A 16,897-nucleotide genomic window follows, 5' to 3' on the forward strand; every position below is an offset into this window, starting at 1 on the left:
CCGTCAGGAATCCCGATACCCGGTGTGTCAGAACCTCGGCAGGACCGGGCAGAGGACTTGCTATTTCAGTTTGAGAATTCGACGGGCACCCGTTAATACGATCACGCCGATGACAGTACCGACAATCAGGTCTGGATACGGAGACCCGGTCCAGGTGACGAGGGCCCCTGCAGCAATCACCCCGATGTTTGCAATGACATCGTTTGCAGAGAAGATGTAGCTCGCCTTCATGTGCGCACCACGATCGCGTTTTTTCGCGATCAGCACCAGGCAAGCGACGTTCGCGACCAGTGCTACGGCGCCCACACCCATCATCAGTCCCGATTCCGGCTCACTGCCAAAGAAGGCGCGGCGTACTACCTCGCTCAAGGCCCCCAGCGCGAGGACCAGCTGCAGCCACCCGGCCAGGTGTGCCGCGCGTGTCTTCAGCGACGCTGCCCGGCCGACGGCATACAGGGCCAAGCCGTACACGGCAGCGTCGGCAAACATGTCCAGGGAATCAGCTATCAGCCCAGTTGATTCTGCAATCAATCCCCACACCAGCTCAACGACGAACATGATGGCATTGATCGCAAGAAGCAATCGCAGCGTCTTCGCTTCCGATGCGTCTCCAGCCTTGTCTGCCCCAGGATCCTCCTGGGATGAGTCCGGTTGGGATCCGAGCAGGTGGGCGCCCAGCTTTAGCGGCCCTAGCTTGGCCAAAATGGGATCCACCTCTCCCGTATGCGCAACACGGAGTTGTCGTTGCGAGAGATCGAAGGTAAGGGATTGGATGCCACCAACGTCCGCCAGTGCCATGCGGATCATGTTCTCTTCCGACGGGCAGTCCATCTTCGGAATCCCGAGCGTACTCAGCATGCGTTGGCTGCGGGCCTTTCGCTCGACAGGGCGCGAGCTGCGCAGCTCGACACCCAGGCGCAAGGGTTGCAGCACCTCGACAAGTTCATCTGCCTTGCCTTCGTGCAGCACAGTGACAGTACGGGTATTGAGGTCAAAAGCGATGTTGTCGATGTCGTCGACTTTGCCCAAAGCCATCCGAATCAGATTTTCTTCCGACGGGCAGTCCATTTTGGAAACAAACAATTCGGTTTCGAGGCGGGTCGTCAGGTTGGTTTGATCTTGTGTCATGTCGCTAAGCCTTTTGGTCGCTGGATTCACAAAGGATAAACCTTCAAGCAGCTTTAACGTCAAGCGTGCTCCCGGGACTGACGCTGCTTCAGCCGAGTAATCTACGAAACCTCATGTGGCGGCGTCAGAGCGTCAATGATCCGGCATTCGGCAAATCTCCCGCCGCGGCATGAAGCCAGCAGGCGAGAAAGATGTTCCTTCAACAGGTTGAGGTCCCTGATCTTTTCCTCAACCTCTGCCAGATGTCGCTCGGTCAGCGCAGTCACGGCACAGCAGTCACCGTCACCCTGGTCGGAAAAGGCCAGCAGGCTTCTTACCTGATCGATTGTGAAACCGATCTCCCGTGCGCGGCGAACGAACGTCAGCCGGGCCACATCTTCGCTTGCGTACAGCCGATAGTTGCTGCCTGACCGGGAAGGCGACTCGAGCAACCCGATTTTTTCGTAATAGCGGATGGTGGCTGCAGGAGTCTGCGCAGCCTCGGACAGCTGACCTATCGTGAAAGTTTGTGACATGTGCTTGACCTTGAAGTGGCTTTAAGGTTTATAAAGGTCATTTATTAATCCGTCAAGCCAAATCAATCATGCGCACCAAGATTAAGTGTTCTGTTTCTGCGGCACTGCTGGTCATATTTACTTCAGGGCCTGCCATGGCTGAAGGCACGGCGCTCACACTCGCTGAAGCCATCGCCAGGGCCCGCAGCCAGGCGCCACAATTGCAGAGTGCCGATGCAGCATTGCGCGCGGCAGATGCCAATGTAGGGCTGTCCTCCCTCAGACCGAATCCGACACTGTCCGTCGAGGCCGAAAATGTACTGGGCTCGGGACGCTACGCCGGTTTTGGCGGAGGCGAGAAGACATTGTCGCTATCAATGCCAATGGAGCTGGGCGGCAAGCGGGGCGCGAGGGTGCGCGTGGCAGAAGCCGAGCGTAGCGCGGCACGAATCGGCACGCAGGTCGCTCAAGCAGACCTGACCCTTCAGATTACCGAAGCCTTCGTTACCCTTGCCGCCAGCGAGAGGTACGTGGAGATCGCGAAAGCCAGCCATGCGCTGGCCGAACGAGCCCACCATGCTGCGCGCGAACGGGTACGCGTCGGCAAGGCGTCGCCTATTGAAGAGCAGCGGGCCGATGTGTTGCGTATTAACGCAGAAGTTCGGCTGGACAAGGCACTACGCGCCGCCCGGCTTGCCGGCGCAACGATTGCGCGACTGACAGGCAGCCCGACGCCGGTTGCGATCGCATCGACCTGGTTCGAACGAACCGACGCGGCGGTGCTTGGGCAGCCGGCAGTCTCGAGCCTGGCGCTTGCCGCTGCGGAGGCCGAGCTGACGGCTGCGAACGCCCGCGTCGACGCCGCCAGGCGCGACCGGATTCCCGATGTGACGCTGACCGCCGGCATGCGACGCTATGGCGAATCGTCCGAGAAGGCGGCTGTTCTTGCGCTGTCGGTCCCGCTGCCATTATTCAATCCGGGCACGGCTGCGATCGCACGCTCCCGCGCGGAATACGACCGCGCTTCCGCCGCGCGCCGCGCCGTCGCACTGGAACTCGAGCAATCCACGGCGCTAGCGGAAGCCGAGGTAGCTGACGCACTGGCAGCTGCACGCGCAGCCAATGGCCCCGCGCTCGCCGCCGCAGAGGAAGCGGCGCGCATCGCGAGGATCGGCTATGCCGAGGGAAAATTCCCGCAGCTCGAATTGATCGAAGCCGAGCGCTCATTGGCCGAAACGCGCGAAACGTCGGTCGACGCTCTCGCCGCACTTCACACAGCCCGGGCACGTCTCGCCCGGCTACAAGGTTCCAACTCTCCAATTTATAAGGATTGACCATGCAAGCGGTATTTCGATCCGGCCTGTGCGCCGCGATGATCCTGTTGGGCGCATGTTCCCCCAAACAAGAGCCAGCTAATTCCAAAGAAGCCGCAGAGCAAAGCGAGAAAGCGTCGAGCGAAAAGGGCGACAAGGAAGAGAAGGAAGAAAAAGGCCGACCTGAACACGAGGCCGGGGAGCGAGGCGAAGCTGCCGAGAAGGAAGGCGAGTCCGAAGCCAGGGAAGACTTCGTTACGCTGTCAGACCAGCAAATCAAAGCTGCAGGAATCGAGGTCATGCCGGTTCGCCAGTCCTTCGCCGGCGCGGTCGAGGCGCCGGCAGTGATCGCGGCCGACCCCAGGCATGCGGCCGTTGTTTCCAGTTCCGTCGGCGGCCGGGTAGTCGAGATCCGACGCAACCTTGGCGACTCAGTCGCGCGCGGCGATGTACTCGCTGTGATCGAGAGCCGGGACGTGGCCCAGCTCAGGGCCGATGTCGAAATCGCCAAGCGGCAGCACGAGCTCGCTCAGGCTACCTTCGCTCGCGAAGAGCGCCTGTACGGGGAAAAAGTCACCTCACGTCAGGAATTCGAGATTGCGCGTAATGCTTCCCTGGAAGCGCGAACCCGTCTGCGCCTGGCCGAGCAGCAGCTCGCTGCGGCAGGAGGCGCAGGTGGAGGACAGCTCAATCGCCTGATGCTGCGCTCGCCGATCAAAGGTAACGTCACGGCACGGCAAATCGCCTTGGGCGACATCGTGGCGCCGGACGCGCACCTGTTCGAAGTGGCCGACCTCAACGAACTCGCCGTCGAGCTTTCGTTGTCGCCGAACGACGCCGCCCGCGTCACCGTGGGCACCGCTTTGGATGTGTCGACTGATGGCCGGACTGGCACAGGACGCATTACTCACGTATCACGTGTGCTTGACCCGGCGACGCGACAGGTGCGTGCGATCGCACGGCTGTCGAATGGACAGAGACACTGGCGCATCGGCGAAACCGTCAACGCATCGATCGCGCTTGAGGGGGGAGCAGGTGGGGCGCAATTAGCGATTCCGAGGACCGCCGTGCAAACCGTCGAGGACAAGCCGAGCGTATTCGTCCGGGAGAAAGAAGGCTTCGCGATCAAGCATGTTGTCCTCGGCGGTAACGCGGCCGGCTACGTCAAAGTGATGTCCGGCCTCGACGGTAAGGAACAGATTGCGGTCAGCAATACTTACCTGCTGAAGGCGGAGCATGGGAAGGGAGAGGCAGGGGACGATGACTGATTTCCTCGTTCAACGGCTCCTGAAGGATACCCAACCATGATTGCTCGCATCGTCAACTTTTCCGTTGCGCGGCGGTGGCACGTCCTCATCGCCACCATCCTGCTGTCGATCCTCGGCGCATTTGCGCTGACGCGCCTGCCGATCGACGCCGTGCCGGACATTACCAACACGCAGGTGCAGATCAACGTCGTCGCACCTGCGCTCGCGCCGGCCGACGTCGAGCGGCAGGTCACCTATCCGATCGAAACGGCATTCGCCGGCATACCTGGACTGGAATCCACGCGCTCGCTGACCAGGCATGGATTTGCGCAGGTAACGACGGTCTTCAAGGATGGCACCGATATCTACTTTGCGCGTCAGCAGATGGCGGAGCGGCTGCGCGCCGTCGAGCGCAGCTTGCCTCCGGGTGCGACCGCCAGCCTGGGGCCGATCGCGACCGGCCTTGGCGACGTCTACATGTGGACGGTGGAGTACGCCTCCAAGCCGGCCGCGAAAGCGGGCTCGACGGCCGGACTGCAGGCAGATGGCAGCTATATCACCCCGGAAGGAGAAGTGCTGCGCAGCGCTGCCGAGAAGGCCACCTACCTGCGCACGGTGCAGGACTGGATCGTCGCACCGCAGCTCAAGAATACCGAAGGCCTGGCGGGCGTCGACGTCATCGGGGGCTACGTCAAGCAGTATGTGGTCACGCCGGATCCGCAACGGCTCGCGGCCCTGGGCATCAGCCTCACGATGCTGGGCGAGGCGCTCGAACGCAACAACACGAGCGCCGGCGCCGGCGTCGTCATCCAGAACGGAGAGGCGCTTACGGTCAAGGCCGATGCGCGCATCACGTCGACCGAAGAACTGGCGAAAACCGTCATTACTACCCGCAACGGCACGCCAGTGCTGGTGTCGCACGTCGCTACGGTTGGCATGGGGCAGGAAGTAAGGTTCGGCTCGGCGTCAGAAGGCGGCCAGGAGGTCGTCGTCGGTACTGCCGTGATGCGCATCGGCGAGAACAGCCGTACGGTCGCGGCGGCCGTGGATCTCCGACTGAAGGAAATCGCACGATCCCTGCCGCCGGATTTGCTGATCAGGCCAGTCCTCGACCGCACTCGGCTGGTCGATGCCACCATCAAGACCGTGGCAACCAATCTGACCGAAGGCGCGCTTCTGGTGATTGCGGTGCTGTTCGCGCTTCTCGGAAACCTGCGCGCGGCACTGATCGCCGCGGCCGTAATTCCGGTCACCATGCTGATGACCTCGGCAGGCATGCTCGAGGCAGGGCTTTCGGCGAACCTGATGAGCCTGGGCGCGCTGGACTTCGGCCTGATTGTCGACGGCGCCGTGATCATCGTGGAGAACGCCCTTCGCCGCATCGCCGAACGCCAGCATCAGACCGGCAGGATACTTACCAAAGCAGAGCGTCTCGATACGGTTGCCGCCGCCGCGCGTGAGATGATCCGGCCGAGCGTCTACGGCCAGGCGATCATCATTCTCGTCTACGTTCCCCTGTTGACGTTCCAGGGAGTGGAAGGGCGGATGTTCGCACCGATGGCGGTCACGGTGATCCTGGCCCTGGTCTTCGCATTCGTCCTCTCGCTCACCTTCGTTCCGGCTGCGATCGCGCTCTGGCTTTCGCGCCATGTCGACGAAAAGGAAAACAGGCTTGTCAAGGCCGTGTCGTCGTCCTACGCGCCCTGGCTGGACCGTGCGCTCGCCAAGCCCAAGCTCACCGGCGTGCTGGCGGCCGCTGGTTTCGCAGGCGCGCTTGGTTTGTTCACGACGCTTGGCCAGGAATTTCTCCCGACCCTGGACGAGAAGGATGTGCTGCTGCAGGTAGCCCGCATTCCCGGCACGTCGCTGGACCAGAGCCAGGCCATGCAGTTCGCTGTCGAGAAAGCTGTCGGAAAACTGCCCGAGGTAAAGCTGGTCTTCTCCCGAACGGGTACGGCTGAACTGGCCGCCGACCCGATGCCGCCGAATATCACCGACACCTTTGTCATCGTAAAAGACCGTTCGGAATGGCCGGAACCCGGGATGAGCAAGGCAGAACTTGTGGAAAAGATCGAGAAAACGGTTGCAGGCATCCCGGGCCAGAACTACGAGCTGACCCAACCCATCCAGATGCGCTTCAACGAGCTGCTGGCAGGCGTGCGGGGCGACATCGCGATCAAAGTCTATGGCGACGATTTCGACGCCATGATCCAGACCGCCGAGCAGATCGCAAGCAAGCTGCGGGCGGTCGAGGGCGCGGAAGACGTTCGTGTAGAGCAGGTGCAGGGGCTTCCGCTGCTCGATGTCCGGCTTGACCGCGACGCCATGGCCCGCGTCGGGCTGACCGCCCAGGACGTGCACGACACCCTGGCGGCAGCCGTCGCGGGACGGGAGGCCGGGTCGATCTACGAGGGAGACAGGCGTTTCGACGTCGTGGTGAAACTGGGCGAGAAGACCCGGAACGATGTCGAGGCCCTGCGCCTGTTGCCTGTGCTGACCCCGGGCGGCAGCTTCGTGCCACTGGGATCGGTGGCCACGCTGCAGACGGCCAAGGGACCGAACCAGATCAGCCGCGAGGACGGCAAGCGCCGGGTGGTCGTTCAAGCCAACGTGCGCGGACGGGACATCGCAGGCGTGGTCGGCGAAGCGCGCGAACGCATCAACGCCGACGTGCGACTGCCGGCCGGTGCATGGATTACCTGGGGCGGACAGTTCGAGAACCTCGAGCGTGCGCGGATGCGCCTGGCGGTCGTTGTGCCGGCCTGCTTCGCGCTCATCGTCGTGTTGCTGTATTCCGCCGTCGGATCCTGGCGCTCGGCTGCGGTCGTGTTCACGGGCGTGCCCCTGGCCCTGATTGGCGGTATTGCCGCACTCTGGCTGCGTGGCCTGCCATTCTCGATTTCCGCAGCCGTCGGATTCATCGCATTGTCCGGGGTTGCCGTCCTCAATGGACTGGTGATGGTGGGCTCGATCGACGACCTCGCGAAGGAGCTCCCCTGGGCGCAAGCGGTACGTGAAGGTGCGTTGCGGCGCCTGCGCCCTGTCCTGATGACGGCACTGGTCGCGTCGCTGGGCTTCGTCCCCATGGCACTGGCAACCGGCGCCGGCGCCGAGGTGCAGCGTCCGTTGGCCACGGTCGTCATCGGGGGCCTGATTTCCGCCACGATCCTGACGCTCTTCGTGCTGCCGACGCTTTACCAGCGCTTCGCCCGCCCCGCGGAGAGCGTGGCGGAGGGAATTTGAACAATCCGGTAGAGTGAACGCAACGACTCGGACATTGGAAGGAACCACATGAAAATGCAATACGACCTGGTCATCGTTGGCGCGGGTTCCGGTGGGTACATCGCCGCAATCCGCGCCGGACAACTCGGCTTGTCCGTCGCCTGCATCGAATCGAACCCTTACGCTGCCCCCGACGGCCAGCCGCGCCCCGGAGGAACCTGCCTGAACGTGGGATGCATCCCATCGAAGGCATTGCTCGCGTCGAGCCACCTGTACGAACAGGTCGTGCACCATACCGCCGAGCATGGTATTACCACCGGCGGCGCGGCGATCGACATCGACAAGATGATCCACCGGAAGGACGGGGTGGTCACGAAAATGGCCAAGGGGATCGAATACCTGTTCAAGAAGAACAAGGTCGACTTTATCAAGGCGCGGGCCCGCTTCGTCGGGATGCAGGACGGGGTGTACTCCCTAGAGGTCTCGGCCGAGGGTTCGGTGCAGCAGATCAGCGCACGTAACGTGATCATCGCCACCGGATCGCAGCCGCGCCAGCTGCCGGGCACCCGGATCGACAATTCGATCATCTGCGACAACGCCGGCGCACTCGATTTCCGCGAAGTGCCGAAACGCCTGTGCGTGGTTGGCGCCGGCGTGATCGGCCTTGAGCTGGGATCAGTGTGGCGGCGCCTGGGTGCGGATGTCACCCTGCTCGACGCCATGCCGGACTTCTTGCCGGGTTGCGACACCGCCGTGTCCAAGGAAATGCTCAAGTTGATGTCTGGCCAAGGGCTGAAATTCGACCTCGGCGTGGCCATCGACAGCATCGCACTCGGCGGCGACGGGGCGCATATTTCGTATCGAGACCGTGCCGGCGTCTCCAAGGAGCTCGCTTGCGACAAAGTGATCGTGGCGATCGGGCGAGTGCCGAATACGGATGGCTTGGGAATCGAGGCAATTGGCCTGGAGCTTGACCAGCGGGGCTATGTTCCGGTCGATGAACACTGCCGGACGACATTGCCAAACCTGTTCGCCATTGGTGACGTCGTGCGCGGGCCAATGCTTGCACACAAGGCTGAGGAAGAGGGGATCATGGTCGCCGAGATCATCGCAGGGCAATCGGGGCATGTGAATTACGGCGCCATCCCCTTCATCATCTATACGAGCCCGGAAGCCGCGTGGGTTGGCAAGACGGAGCAGGAACTGGCACGCGAAGGCCGCGCATTCAAGTCGGGACAGTTTCCCTTCTCGGCCAACGGCCGCGCATTGGGCCATGGCGACGCACAGGGGTTCGTCAAAGTCCTGGCCGACGCCCAGTCGGACCTTGTGCTGGGCGTGCATATCGTCAGTTCGCTCGCGTCGGAAATGATCGGCGAAGCGGCAATGGCGCTCGAGTTTTCGGCATCTTCGGAAGACATTGCCCGGATCTGCCATGCGCACCCGACTTTGTATGAAGCAATCAGGGAAGCCGCGCTCGCTGTCGACAAACGCGCGCTCAACCTCTGATCGTGAACTTTGAAGGAATTACATAGTGACCAAACCTTTGAAACCCCTCGCTGCCGTCGTGTTCGCCGGGTTGATCGCCACTGCTGACCTGGTCACCAAGGCCGCGATCGTGGAGCGGCTGGCCTACGGCCAGCAGATCGAATTGTTACCGTCCTTGAACATCGTCCATGTGATCAACCAGGGCGCAGCCTTCGGGCTACTCGCCACGGCTGGCGGGTGGCAACGCTACCTGTTCATCGTGGTCGCTGTACTCGCGTCGATCCTGATTGTTTGGTTGATCAGGAAGCCGGAAACGGGCTCCGCAGAAAGGGTCGGTCTGGCGATGATCCTTGGTGGAGCGGTCGGCAATCTCGTTGACCGCACCGCGCGGTTGGGCGTAGTCGACTGGATCGATGTGTATGTAGGGGTGCATCACTGGCCAGCCTTTAACATCGCCGATATCGGCATCACGCTGGGCGCGGCGGTAATCGTGTTGCACGCACTGTTTGGTGGCCGAGCGGAAGCTCCGGTGAGCGACAAGACCCGATAGTCTGCCGGCTGCTGCGGCCCGGCCAGTGTGGTGCGCCGACGCTGCGGCGACAGGTCTGAACAGGGCCACGGCCCGGCGTCGACAGAACAAAGCTAATCAGATCTACAACAAATCGGGACGCATGTTTTCGTCCAGTGGGTGTTGTAAAATTTACCATCCTCCAGTGTTCTCTTCTGTGATCAGGCAGTCAGCAACTACATGAAGCGCCTATTTCTGATTATATTGCTTGCGCTTTTGCCGTTACAGTCTGGCTGGGCGGCAGGATGGTGCGTGATTTCCGACGACATGCCGGTTGCCGCAGCGCTATCAGAAATGAGCGATGCCGACAGTCCACTTAAATCGCCGCTCGAATCCGTTTGCAGCGCGGCTTGTGTCTCGGCCTGCGACCTGCAGCCGCTCGACAGCGGTCTTTCGACGCTCAGGTGGTCAGAGCAGTCGCACTCCTTTCCTGCCAGTCCCAATCAACTGAATTATCAATCTCCGATCCTCGGCGGCTTGATTCGTCCAAAGTAGTGCCGATCATCCCAGCCGGCAAATACAGCCTGCGCTTGGTGGTGAACTCCATCACTCGACAAATCAAGCCATCGTTTCGGCAAGCCGAAGCACAGTTGTACGGTTCATGGACGAACCGTAGCAATTTCCTCTCCTCGGCGAATCAGGCGACGCGATGATGGCACGAAGCGACGTAGGGGCGGACTTGATTCGAGCAGCCAAACAGGCATTCAACATATTTGCTAGCTAAATCCATTGCGTGTATACATGCCTTGCTCACGACCTTGGCGGCTAAGGAACAGCCATGTCGAGAGCCAGTGCATTCAACAAACCTTACTTTCAACTGGAAAATTCGATGAAGACTTACATTAATTGCGTATTCGCCGCGCTCCTCGCATGCGTACTCGTGCCATTTGGAGCCGTGGCCAACGCGGGACAGGTGCCTGCAGAGATCACGGAGAAAGCGAAGACAGGAATAGTAGCGCCGTTCGGATACCCCTCCAATGGGGCGCCCGAGCGTGTTATCACAGTAATGCCTGGGAAGCCTAGACCGATCCATGTCGAGCGACTCGAGACTGTCCGTATCGTGGACGGCCCAAGAAGCGTTACCTGGACGTTCGATACCCTCGGCATGCCGAATATTCCCCTGGCAGACATCCTCCCCAACGCAACCAAGGTAATGATTTATGTTAAGGAAAATTCGATGTACGCTAATTAAGCTCTGCTATCGGTGATTGTAGAGATCACCATTTGTCGTTCGATGCCGCACGCGGCATCGAACCTCGAGAATATCCTTCTTTCTTATGAACAGGACGTATGCCGCTACTTTGGTCGGGCTTCTTTCGCCTCCGAAAGGATTTCGTATCCTCCTTTTGCAGCAATGAACGAAACCACTGTTCCCAGCAGCAGATCGGGAAGGTTAGATTTTGTCCACATCACTAACGCGCCCGACAGCACGATCGCGCCATTGACGATCGAATCGTTATTCGTAAAGATAGCGGAAGCTTTGAAATTGATGTCCTGGCCGCGATGCTGCTTCAAAAGCCGGATGCAATAAATATTAAGAAATGCATTTGCAGCAGCCATCCCCATCATGGCAGGTCCCAACGGGGCTTCACCGCCGAGGAAGCGACGGACAACCTCGATCAACAATAGACAGGCAAATCCAATGAGGAGCCATCCGGACAACTGGGCTGCACGTGTCTTGATCGCATCGGACCTGCCGACAGCGTACAGGCTCACACCGTAGACGGCGGCGTCCCCCAGGTTGTCGAGGCCAGCGCCGATCACCGCGGTTGAGGATGCCCAGGTGCCCCCCACAACGCCAGCCAGGCACTGCCCCAGATTGATCAATAAGACTTTCCACAGGATGCTGCGATCGCGTTCGTTGGCAGCGTCAAGGCTTGGTTCGTCAGGGCTATCGTTGATACTGTCCTTCATTCGCTCTCCGTAAAAGGTTCAAAGGAAGTACGCGTGGCCCAATCGGCAGGGGCGCTCACCGTTCTTGCCGGATTGGGTTATTGTTTTTTGCGGGAATGCTTCAGCACCTGCACCACTTGCGGTAACGCCCCATCCTTGCATAAGGGCGGGAATATCTCGACCTTATCGTGAAGCTCAACCTCGATTGAGTCAGGTACCAAGGCGCTTACATATCTGTATGACCGTAGATGAGGAACTGAAATTAGCGCGTACCGATGGCCGGCAATGTCGGTGTCGCTGAGATTTGCCAGGCAGCCAGGGCGGTTCGCCATTAGTCTCTCTGCCGTATAAAATTCGGTCACCCAGCCGGTTTTGCTGTTCGGCCCCACCCTTGGATCAGCACATCCACCCAGGAGAACGAGCGCAGCACATGGAACGGTAAAGATTGTCTTCCTGATCATGATTGCTCCTTGTCGAGCTGATTATCTGCGGGCTTTTACCAAATTGAATCCAAAACCAAGGCCCGCTGCGAGAAGCAGGGCCAGCTGCGCTCCATAGGTCTGTATGGTCGGGTAAATGCCAAGCACGGGCACGCGCAGCCCAGTGACTGGCGTGGCCATCATCCACCCGGCTTCCTGCAGCCCGGCGATTCCTTTACCGACCAGGACCACCGCCAGGACAGCCACCAGCACGGAACTGAACGAGAAGAATTTACCGATCGGCATACGTGCGCTGGTACGCAGGAAAACGGCAGCGATTACCGACAGCAGGACCAGGCCCGTAATGAACCCTCCCAATAGTGCAGGGCCGTTGCCATCGGCCGCGAGCGCCGAGTAGAACAGGACTGTTTCGAAGACTTCCCGGTATACCGCGATGAAAGCAAGGGCAAACAAGGCCCATGCGGAGCGTTTCTCCATGGCCGCAGTGAGATGCTGCTTGAGATAGGCCTGCCACTGTCCGGCCTGGCCTTTCTGGTGCATCCAGAGCCCGACCGACAGCAATACCGCCGCGGCGAAGAGCGACGACAGGCCTTCGGTCACTTCGCGGCTTGCGCCACTGATGCTGACCATATAGGTGGCTACCAGCCAGGTCAACGCGCCTGCGGCCAGCGCCGAGATCCAGCCGGCGTGCACGTAACGCAGCGCCTGAGGACGCTCCGCTTTGCGGAGGAACGCGACCATCGCGATCACGATCAACAGGGCTTCGACGCCTTCGCGCAGGAGAATGGTCAGAGCGCCGACGAACACCGTCGTCGCATCGGTCTTGTTCGCGCCGGTAAGGTCCTCGACGCGGACGAAATACCCGTCCAGTTGCTGGGCGTATTCGGTCGCGCGCAGCACATCGCCTTGTGCAACCGCGCCTCGATACAGCTGCATGGTTCGTTCCACGTCGACCAGGAGTTGGCGGTCGGTCGCGTCGAGCGTCGCCTCGAGCGGTTCGAAGCCGTCCAGGTAGGCCGATAAAGCGAGCTCGGTGGCCTTCGCCCGCTGATTATTCTTCAAGGCATTCAGGCTGTCTTGCAGCAGCTTGCGCGCAAGGGCGATGCCCGACCGTTCCTGCTGCACCCGTACCGCCTCGGGATGGGTGCGTGCGTACGCCAGAACGGCTCGCACGGTTGACGGTGAGCTTGCCTTCGCCAGTTCTTCTTCGGTTGCCGTCACAAGGGTGTTCATGTCGGAAATGGTGGCGGACGCGGCCTTGTTCTGTGCGAATGCGGACTCTCCCGCTGCGATATCCGTGTCCTTGAACGCCAAAGTGCCGACGTGAAACGCCAGCGACCAACGGTCATGCTCGGACAGGCTTGCAAAGGCTGGCATCGAGGTGCCTTCGACGCCTTGGCTGATGACCTGATACAGCGCCATGAGGGAACGGGAGCGGGCTCGTTCCTCGTCCGTAAATGCGATTGGTTTGGGTTCGAGCGTGGCCGCAAGTGCGCCATCGCCGGCGCCGGTCGCGCCGTGACATGCAGCGCATTGCGCCTGGTAAAGCGCGGCACCGCGGGCCAGGTCGGGCATGGCGCGTGGCGCAACAGGGAAGGGGTAGGCCTGCAGAAGCAAACGGTTTGCCTCCCGCGCAAGCTGGGAAACCTGCTGCGGTGAGTCCTTCCGTTCGACCGCCTGCTTCAGTCTCGAGGCGGCATCTGCCAGTTCTGCGTGCAAGGGATGCTGAGGCAATGCCTGCACCTGGTTTTGCGCCCGCGTCGAGAACTCCCGCATTTCGCCATATTCCAGTTCGCTGATGATCGCGCCGTTCTGGACGGCGCCAGCATAGTCTACGGCAACGTAGTCAAGCAACTGCCAGAGCTGGCGGACTTCTGCCTCTCGCGATGTGGGGTTTGCGTGGGTCGCGCCGATCACGCAACCAAAGAACACGACGAGGGCCATCAGCCGACGCCAAATGGAGTACTTCATATCAGGGCACTTGTCTTCATGTACGAGAACCTGACATTTAACACCTTCTAGCTACTTGAAGGTCAAGCGCATTATCCCTGTTGTTCGCTGGCTGGGGCGGAAAGATTGGACTCGCCAATCGCGCCATGCCGTCCTGGTTCGTCGCCGGCGTCTGAAGTGCCAAGCGCATGCAGGATCTCGCATGGCCTCGTGCTGTCGGTGGCGACACACCGGCTCCTGAGGTTCCTGAGCTGCGTCTCCAGTATCGACAGGTTTGCTATACGGTCGACGATGTGTCCGATGTGTTTGTCGAGCAGCGCGTTGACGCCCTCGCAGTTGTGCCCGGGGGTCTCGCGAAAATCAAGCAGCATCCGGATCTCATCGAGTGTCATGTCCAGGGCGCGGCAGTGCCGGATGAACAGCAAGCGCTCGGCATGAAGTTCGTTATAGGCGCGATAATTGTTCGACGCCCGCTCGGGCGGGGCCAGCAGGCCAATCCGCTCATAGTAGCGGACGGTTTCAACCAGGCAGCCTGAGCGTTCCGCCAATTCGCCAATTTTCAAGAAAAATCCCGTTATGTTGGTTTAGTGCTTGACCCCGTACCCGCTACAGGGTGTTCAATGCGAACTATACACAGTTCTCAAGGAGTCGTCATGTCGGAATGCCAGGCCAAGTCATGCTGTGCGAAGTCTGCGCCAATCGAGACCACGGGTACCTTGCCTTCAACCCAAGACCGTTCGCTGCTCATTCGCATCGATCAGATGGACTGCCCGACAGAAGAAGGGCTGCTGCGGCAAGCGCTTGGGCGCATCGAAGGCGTCGGAAGGCTGGAGTTCAATCTTGTCCAGCGCAGGTTGCGGGTGGAGCACAGCCTCGGCGACCCACAGCCGATCCTTGCGGCGGTACGTGCGGTCGGCATGGACCCGGTGGTGGAGCAAGCTGGTGGCGAAAGCGGGGCAGCGGCCGGTACTGTTTTCCGGATCGAGAACATGGACTGCCCGACCGAGGAGGCGCTCATCCGTAGCAAGCTGTCCGGCCTGCCGCAGGTTGAACAGCTCGACTTCAATCTCGTCCAGCGCCGTTTGAGCGTCAGACACAGCGGGCCAGCAACGGCGATCCAGGATGCGCTGACGTCCATCGGCATGCAGGCGGTGCTCATCAAGGCCGGACAAGGACGAGCCGAGGCGGCGCCTCCCACCTCCCGAAAGCGGCAGTATGCGATCCTCGGGCTTGGGTTGGCCGCAGCGATCGGCGCCGAAATCGTTGCGTGGACGACGGGCGATGAGAACTGGTGGCCAGTCATCCTGCTATCGTTGCTTGCGATCGCGACGACTGGCTTGGGGGTGTACAAGAAAGGCTGGATCGCGCTCAAGAACCGCAATCTCAATATCAATGCCCTGATGTCGATCGCCGTGACTGGTGCGGTACTGATCGGGCAGTGGCCGGAAGCGGCAATGGTGATGGTGCTGTTCGCGGTGGCCGAGATGATCGAGGCACGCTCGCTCGACCGGGCGAGAAACGCCATCCAGGGCCTGATGGCATTGACGCCCGAGCGGGTCAGCGTGCGTCTGGACGACGGTAGCTGGAGTGAACAGGACGCCACCGCGGTCGCGATCGGCGCCTTGGCCCGTGTCGCTCCCGGCGAGCGGATCGCCCTGGACGGGGAAGTGACCTCTGGCCAGTCTTCCGTCAACCAGGCGCCGATTACGGGCGAGAGCATGCCGGTACCAAAGACGGTCGGCGACAAGGTGTTCGCCGGCACCATCAACGAAACCGGCTCTTTTGAATACCGTGTCACTGCGGGTCACAGCAACTCGACCCTGTCGCGCATCATCCGCGCGGTCGAGGACGCGCAAGGCAGCCGCGCCCCGACCCAGCGTTTCGTTGACCGCTTCTCCAGCATCTACACGCCTATCGTATTCGCCATCGCGCTCGCCGTTGCTCTCGTACCGCCGCTCATGCTGGGCGCCGAATGGATGCCCTGGATCTACAAGGCACTCGTGCTGCTGGTGATTGCCTGCCCCTGCGCCCTGGTGATCTCGACCCCGGTGACCGTCGTCAGCGGCCTGGCTGCCGCAGCCCGCGCCGGCATCCTCATCAAAGGCGGCGTCTACCTGGAGCAGGGCGGCAAACTACGCTCGCTCGCGCTCGACAAGACCGGCACGATCACCCAGGGCAAGCCTGAGGTGACGGACGTGCTGCCCCTGCAAGGCGATGCACAGACCCATCTGCAGCTCGCGGCAGCGCTCGCGGACCGGTCCGACCATCCGGTATCGACCGCAGTGAGTCGCCACTGGCAAAACTCGGGTTTGGACCTGCCGCTCGCTGCCGTGACCGAGTTCGAGGCGCTGACCGGCCGCGGCACCAAAGGGCGGATCGACGGCAAGTGGTACTACCTCGGCAATCACCGACTGGTCGAGGAGCTCGGCATCTGCAGTGCCGCGACGGAAAGCATCCTGTCGAAACTCGAGGGTGAAGGCAAGACGGCGGTTGTCCTCTGCGATGAAACGTCGCCACTGCTGGTGATCGGGGTGGCCGATACCATTCGTGAAACCAGCCGCGAAGCGGTGGCCCAGCTTCATCAGTTGGGAATCCGGACGGTTATGCTCACCGGCGACAATGCGGTGACGGCTGCGGCGATTGCAAGGCAGGTTGGCATCGACGACGCCCGGGGGAACATGCTGCCCGAGGATAAGCTCGCTGCCGTCAATGACGAGGTAGCGCGATTCGGCACCGTCGGCATGGTAGGGGATGGCATCAATGATGCTCCGGCGCTGGCCAAGGCCGATATCGGGTTTGCAATGGGCGCAGCGGGCACCGACACAGCAATTGAGACAGCCGACGTCGCGCTGATGGATGATGATTTGCGCAAGATCCCGCAGTTCATTCGCTTGAGCAGGCAGGCGGCTACCATCCTCAAGCAGAACATCGTCGCAGCCTTGCTGATCAAGGCTGTGTTCCTGGTGCTCGCTATTGCAGGGTCGGCTACCCTGTGGATGGCCGTGTTTGCGGACATGGGCGCGAGCCTGCTTGTCGTGTTCAATGGCCTGCGCCTGCTGCGCTTGAAAACCCGGTAGCTCGAACAGTCCGCTTTTCACTGCCGCACGTTCCGCGAGCGCGAGCCGGCTCTGCTGCCCGGTCCACAGGCCCGGGCAGC

General features: G+C 61.1%; 13 protein-coding genes. 8 read left to right on the forward strand and 5 right to left on the reverse strand.

The window, feature by feature from the left end:
- Nucleotides 1-60 precede the first annotated feature (60 nt).
- Entirely contained in the window at nucleotides 61-1,128 is a 1,068-nt protein-coding gene (locus tag ACWCIA_RS06485; protein WP_454162073.1) for a cation transporter, read from the reverse strand.
- A 101-nt stretch (nucleotides 1,129-1,229) separates the two neighbouring features.
- The gene (locus ACWCIA_RS06490) at nucleotides 1,230-1,643 is read right to left on the reverse strand and encodes a MerR family transcriptional regulator (RefSeq protein ID WP_454161779.1); all 414 of its coding nucleotides are present in this window, start codon (nucleotides 1,641-1,643) and stop codon (nucleotides 1,230-1,232) included.
- 68 nt (nucleotides 1,644-1,711) lie between these two features.
- On the opposite strand from ACWCIA_RS06490, the gene ACWCIA_RS06495 reads away from it, so the two are divergent.
- The 7 genes from ACWCIA_RS06495 to ACWCIA_RS06525 all read left to right on the forward strand — a co-directional run bounded on the left by ACWCIA_RS06495 (nucleotide 1,712) and on the right by ACWCIA_RS06525 (nucleotide 10,649).
- Nucleotides 1,712-2,956, forward strand: coding sequence for a TolC family protein (locus ACWCIA_RS06495; protein WP_454161780.1), 1,245 nt, complete (start codon nucleotides 1,712-1,714; stop codon nucleotides 2,954-2,956).
- A 2-nt stretch (nucleotides 2,957-2,958) separates the two neighbouring features.
- Nucleotides 2,959-4,203, forward strand: a complete 1,245-nt coding sequence (locus tag ACWCIA_RS06500; RefSeq protein ID WP_454161781.1) for an efflux RND transporter periplasmic adaptor subunit — start codon at nucleotides 2,959-2,961, stop codon at nucleotides 4,201-4,203.
- Between the two features lie 36 nt (nucleotides 4,204-4,239).
- Nucleotides 4,240-7,425: an efflux RND transporter permease subunit gene (locus ACWCIA_RS06505; protein ID WP_454161782.1), complete on the forward strand. Its 3,186-nt coding sequence runs from the start codon at nucleotides 4,240-4,242 to the stop codon at nucleotides 7,423-7,425.
- 48 nt (nucleotides 7,426-7,473) lie between these two features.
- Nucleotides 7,474-8,910, forward strand: coding sequence for a dihydrolipoyl dehydrogenase (gene lpdA, locus ACWCIA_RS06510; RefSeq protein WP_454161783.1), 1,437 nt, complete (start codon nucleotides 7,474-7,476; stop codon nucleotides 8,908-8,910).
- A 25-nt stretch (nucleotides 8,911-8,935) separates the two neighbouring features.
- Nucleotides 8,936-9,439, forward strand: coding sequence for a signal peptidase II (gene lspA, locus ACWCIA_RS06515; RefSeq protein WP_454161784.1), 504 nt, complete (start codon nucleotides 8,936-8,938; stop codon nucleotides 9,437-9,439).
- Between the two features lie 270 nt (nucleotides 9,440-9,709).
- Nucleotides 9,710-9,952, forward strand: a complete 243-nt coding sequence (locus ACWCIA_RS06520; protein WP_454161785.1) for a hypothetical protein — start codon at nucleotides 9,710-9,712, stop codon at nucleotides 9,950-9,952.
- A gap of 334 nt (nucleotides 9,953-10,286) precedes the next feature.
- A complete protein-coding gene (locus tag ACWCIA_RS06525; protein ID WP_454161786.1) occupies nucleotides 10,287-10,649 on the forward strand; it encodes a CzcE family metal-binding protein in 363 nt (120 codons plus the stop codon).
- 104 nt (nucleotides 10,650-10,753) lie between these two features.
- Here the strand turns inward: ACWCIA_RS06525 and ACWCIA_RS06530 are convergent, their stop codons facing one another.
- The 3 genes from ACWCIA_RS06530 to cadR all read right to left on the reverse strand — a co-directional run bounded on the left by ACWCIA_RS06530 (nucleotide 10,754) and on the right by cadR (nucleotide 14,303).
- Complete coding sequence (locus ACWCIA_RS06530) at nucleotides 10,754-11,371, reverse strand: cation transporter (protein WP_454161787.1); 618 nt, start codon at nucleotides 11,369-11,371, stop codon at nucleotides 10,754-10,756.
- 461 nt (nucleotides 11,372-11,832) lie between these two features.
- On the reverse strand, nucleotides 11,833-13,734 hold the full coding sequence (locus ACWCIA_RS06535) for an FTR1 family protein (RefSeq protein WP_454161788.1): 1,902 nt from the start codon (nucleotides 13,732-13,734) through the stop codon (nucleotides 11,833-11,835).
- 98 nt (nucleotides 13,735-13,832) lie between these two features.
- Nucleotides 13,833-14,303 carry a Cd(II)/Pb(II)-responsive transcriptional regulator gene (cadR, locus tag ACWCIA_RS06540; RefSeq protein ID WP_454161789.1) on the reverse strand — a complete coding sequence of 157 codons (471 nt, stop codon included), beginning with the start codon at nucleotides 14,301-14,303 and terminating at the stop codon, nucleotides 13,833-13,835.
- 90 nt (nucleotides 14,304-14,393) lie between these two features.
- Between cadR and ACWCIA_RS06545 the strand changes: the two genes are divergently transcribed.
- Nucleotides 14,394-16,817 carry a heavy metal translocating P-type ATPase gene (locus ACWCIA_RS06545; RefSeq protein ID WP_454161790.1) on the forward strand — a complete coding sequence of 808 codons (2,424 nt, stop codon included), beginning with the start codon at nucleotides 14,394-14,396 and terminating at the stop codon, nucleotides 16,815-16,817.
- Nucleotides 16,818-16,897 lie beyond the last annotated feature (80 nt).

The organism is Massilia sp. SYSU DXS3249, assembly GCF_053668055.1.

Bases quoted from the DNA above. Each gene is read 5' to 3' on its own strand.
- ACWCIA_RS06525 (WP_454161786.1), top strand. From the start codon at position 10,287: ATGAAGACTTACATTAATTGCGTATTCGCCGCGCTCCTCGCATGCGTA.
- ACWCIA_RS06505 (WP_454161782.1), top strand. From the start codon at position 4,240: ATGATTGCTCGCATCGTCAACTTTTCCGTTGCGCGGCGGTGGCACGTC.
- lpdA (WP_454161783.1), top strand. From the start codon at position 7,474: ATGAAAATGCAATACGACCTGGTCATCGTTGGCGCGGGTTCCGGTGGG.
- ACWCIA_RS06530 (WP_454161787.1), bottom strand. From the start codon at position 11,371: ATGAAGGACAGTATCAACGATAGCCCTGACGAACCAAGCCTTGACGCT.
- ACWCIA_RS06545 (WP_454161790.1), top strand. From the start codon at position 14,394: ATGTCGGAATGCCAGGCCAAGTCATGCTGTGCGAAGTCTGCGCCAATC.
- ACWCIA_RS06485 (WP_454162073.1), bottom strand. From the start codon at position 1,128: ATGACACAAGATCAAACCAACCTGACGACCCGCCTCGAAACCGAATTG.
- ACWCIA_RS06535 (WP_454161788.1), bottom strand. From the start codon at position 13,734: ATGGCCCTCGTCGTGTTCTTTGGTTGCGTGATCGGCGCGACCCACGCA.
- ACWCIA_RS06495 (WP_454161780.1), top strand. From the start codon at position 1,712: ATGCGCACCAAGATTAAGTGTTCTGTTTCTGCGGCACTGCTGGTCATA.
- ACWCIA_RS06500 (WP_454161781.1), top strand. From the start codon at position 2,959: ATGCAAGCGGTATTTCGATCCGGCCTGTGCGCCGCGATGATCCTGTTG.
- ACWCIA_RS06490 (WP_454161779.1), bottom strand. From the start codon at position 1,643: ATGTCACAAACTTTCACGATAGGTCAGCTGTCCGAGGCTGCGCAGACT.